The sequence below is a fragment of the Microcystis sp. M113S1 genome, assembly GCF_020246945.1.
Taxonomy (GTDB): Bacteria; Cyanobacteriota; Cyanobacteriia; order Cyanobacteriales; family Microcystaceae; genus Microcystis.
On the sequence record NZ_JADBSA010000308.1, the window covers coordinates 1 to 3,109 of the forward strand.

Annotated in this window: 4 protein-coding genes; 1 reads left to right on the forward strand and 3 read right to left on the reverse strand. The window is 46.9% G+C overall.

Annotated features, from left to right (window positions below):
* On the reverse strand, positions 1–467 hold a 467-nt coding region (locus tag IM319_RS15620; RefSeq protein ID WP_287736191.1), incomplete at its 3' end, for an RNA-guided endonuclease InsQ/TnpB family protein.
* A 184-nt stretch (positions 468–651) separates the two neighbouring features.
* Here IM319_RS15620 and IM319_RS15625 point away from each other — a divergent pair.
* A complete protein-coding gene (locus IM319_RS15625) occupies positions 652–1,005 on the forward strand; it encodes a hypothetical protein (protein WP_287077949.1) in 354 nt (117 codons plus the stop codon).
* A gap of 46 nt (positions 1,006–1,051) precedes the next feature.
* Here IM319_RS15625 and IM319_RS15630 read toward each other — a convergent pair whose 3' ends face one another.
* The gene (locus tag IM319_RS15630) at positions 1,052–1,822 is read right to left on the reverse strand and encodes an ABC transporter permease (RefSeq protein WP_287736192.1); all 771 of its coding nucleotides are present in this window, start codon (positions 1,820–1,822) and stop codon (positions 1,052–1,054) included.
* A 12-nt stretch (positions 1,823–1,834) separates the two neighbouring features.
* Entirely contained in the window at positions 1,835–2,851 is a 1,017-nt protein-coding gene (locus IM319_RS15635; RefSeq protein WP_425185204.1) for an ABC transporter substrate-binding protein, read from the reverse strand.
* Between the last annotated feature and the right edge of the window lie 258 nt (positions 2,852–3,109).

The window sequence follows — 3,109 nt, forward strand, 5'->3', positions numbered from 1 at the left end:
GGATGTAATCTGACTGTTACTGTGCTTGGTTCACAAGCTTCTGGGATTTGTCTTGACCAGCGAATAGGTAAAGGTTCTGTGCATTTGGCTAAATAAATTTGTTTGTCTTTAAATTTAAAAGCAGATTTGGTAAATTCGGCACTTCCTCCTTGATGTTTTTTCCTAAAGTTGGGATACTTAGTACGACCAGCAAAGAAGTTAGTAAAAGCTGTTTGTAGGTGTATTAACCCTTGTTGTAAAGGTACACAGCTTACTTCGTTTAAAAAGTCTAATTCTTCTTGTTTTTTCCAATCAGTTAGCATTGAAGAAGTTTGAGCATATCCTACTCTTTCTTGCTTTTCGTACCATGCTTGTGTTCTGACATGGAGTGCCTTATTGTCAACTAATCTTACACAGCCCAAAGTGCGCCGCAATAGCGACTCTTGTTCTGGTGTGGGGTAAAATCGAAACCAATAGGCTTTTTCCATGTCTCACATTTTAGCATATATAGCGTTTCCTGTTAACAAGAGGTACATTCTCAATCCTGAAAAGCTTAATCAGCAAAGGTTAAAGTGTGCCACACAGATGTGAGAAACGCTATATTTCGTAAATGTGCTAATATTTAACAGTAAAGCCGTCGTTCTACGACGGGGTTTCAGTCCCAAATTTTCGATGATAGATTTTAATACTCTCGCTGAATTTTCCCGCAACTATTGCATCTCGATTTGTGCCTTTTTAGTACCCGCTAACTTAGTAACCACCGTTTTAACAGTTCTTTTTCTCTATTTCGGTCGTCCTACCCGTCAAATCTTCCCCATTGCTTCCCTAGCTTTGTTGTTCGCTGTCACCATGTTTCTCCACGTCGCCACTTGGTTAATGATTGGTGTGGTTATGGCCCCCACTTTTATCCTCTTTGGACTGGGTTTAACCTGTTTTGTGATCAATCTTCAAGCCATTAGCGATCGCCAAAGCTTGGAACAGTTATTACACACCGGGGTTAGTCGTCTGGCCCGCTCTTTCAACTAAAAAAAGCGCCGAGACTTCCCCCTTCCCACATAGTTGAACCAATAGGCTAATCTTGATGCGTCCAAGAGCGATGAGCCAGACGCAAACCCCAATCGAGCAGATAACCAATCGCGCCAATAACGAGAATCACCGCCATCAACTCTGAATAAGCGAGTCGATCGCGTGTATCGAGAATATAATAACCCAAACCCGCACTAACCCCCAGCATTTCCGCCGGGACAAGAACGATCCAGATAATACCTATAGCCAAACGGAAACCAGTTAGGAGATGGGAAATGATCGCAGGCAGAATAATCTGGAAAACCGTTTCCCCTCGGGTAGCACAGAGACTGCGGGCTAAAGTCAACCAAGAGCGATCAACCGCGTTAACCCCAGCAGCCGTATTGAGAAGGATCGGCCAGATAGCCGCCACCGTCAGCAAAAAATACACAGGTAGATCACCAATTCCCAAAACCATCACCGCTAAAGGCATCCAAGAAAGGGGCGAGATCATGCGTAGAAATTGAAATACGGCCGACAAAGCTGATTCAAGGGAGCGATACAACCCGATTAATACCCCCAACGGCACACCGATGGCACTAGCGAGAACCAAGCCCACAAGAACCCGGCGGCAACTGGTGAGGATATGGGGCATAATCTCCCCCCGAACAAAAAGATGTAATAAAGCGACAAAAGATCGCTCAGGGGAAAAATCATTTAAAATCGGGTTTGAGTGCCATAGAGGACTGGTAAATAGCCACCAGAGCAATAATCCAAAACCCATACCCCATAAGGGTAGTAAAGATATTGGCGGGGAGGTCAAAGATTGTGACTTCATGGGTTCAGACCTTTAAAATTTGATCGTCTCGATGCGGGAGAGATTATTCGGTAAGCCGAAAGCTTTCGGTCCGCCCACCTGTTGCAAGGCATTACGGACAAAAGAGTCATCCACGAGATCCCGCGCCACCTGTCGGGGTTGCAGTTTTTGGAGAAAATCCGTATTTCCTTCTACCTGAGTGGTTTTGAGCAAGCGTACCAGTTCCTCGGTATAGGAAGGGAAAGGATAGGGCTGGAAATCGATCCGGTTGACCTGCCAGTCTGGATTCTGGATCGCCCCGTCTTTTTTATAGAAATTGCGATCGTAGTAAGTAAGCGCCCGTTGCAATACTGGCAGCGGGTGAGGCGTATATTTTCCACCATCTTTAGAGAGAATCCTGGCCACTTCGGAGCGATTGCCCCGGGACCAGAGTTGAGCTTTAACGAGGGCGTTTACCACCTTCTGCGTCCATTGTTTCCGTTGCCTAATATCCTCCTCGTGAACAAAGACGACGCAACAGGCGTGATTCTTCCAGACATCGCCGGTGAAACGGAGAACCCTACCGGTTTTTAGATTTTCCGCCGCCGCGTTGAAAGGTTCAGCCACGATATAACCACCGATGCTCTTATTGGCGAGGGCTGATACCATATCCGGGGGCGGGAGAACCACTAGATTAACCTCGTTAGGAGCTATCGGCGCGTCCTTGGCTTTGCGAACTATTTTCAGCCCGTTACGTTGTAAGAGTTGTTGCAAGACCAAATTATGAATCGAATACCAGAAAGGAACCGCGATCGTTTTACCTCCCAATTCCCTGGGATTTTCAATATCGGGAAGGACGGTGAGGGCTGAACCGTTGGTATGGTTCCAAGCGACGATTTTAGCGGGGAAATTGCGCCCGTAACGAATCCAGATCGAGGTGGGAAAAAGAACGTGAATAACGTTCACCTGCCGAGCGAGAAAGGCCTCAACAATCTGCGCCCAAGAGCGGAATAGGCGTGGTTGTTCTGCCGTTAAACCTTCCGCTTGATAAAGTTTTCGCGAGTGGGCCACCAATAGGGGGGCGGCATCCGTAATCGGTAGTTGACATCCTCGCCGCCGTAAAACGGACGGCGATTCCTCACCACGCCACTTTTTTAGGGTGGTCGCGTCAACGGGGTTGACGCTTCACCGAAAAACGCTTAATTGCTTAAGTCTGACACTTTCGACCCGTCCATTTTGAGTGTCCGAATGCCCTCCGGCCACTTTGAACAAGTCGAAAAAATCTCATGTTCAACCTTATTTCCTAGAAAGTTTTACTCGTTCAAGGCC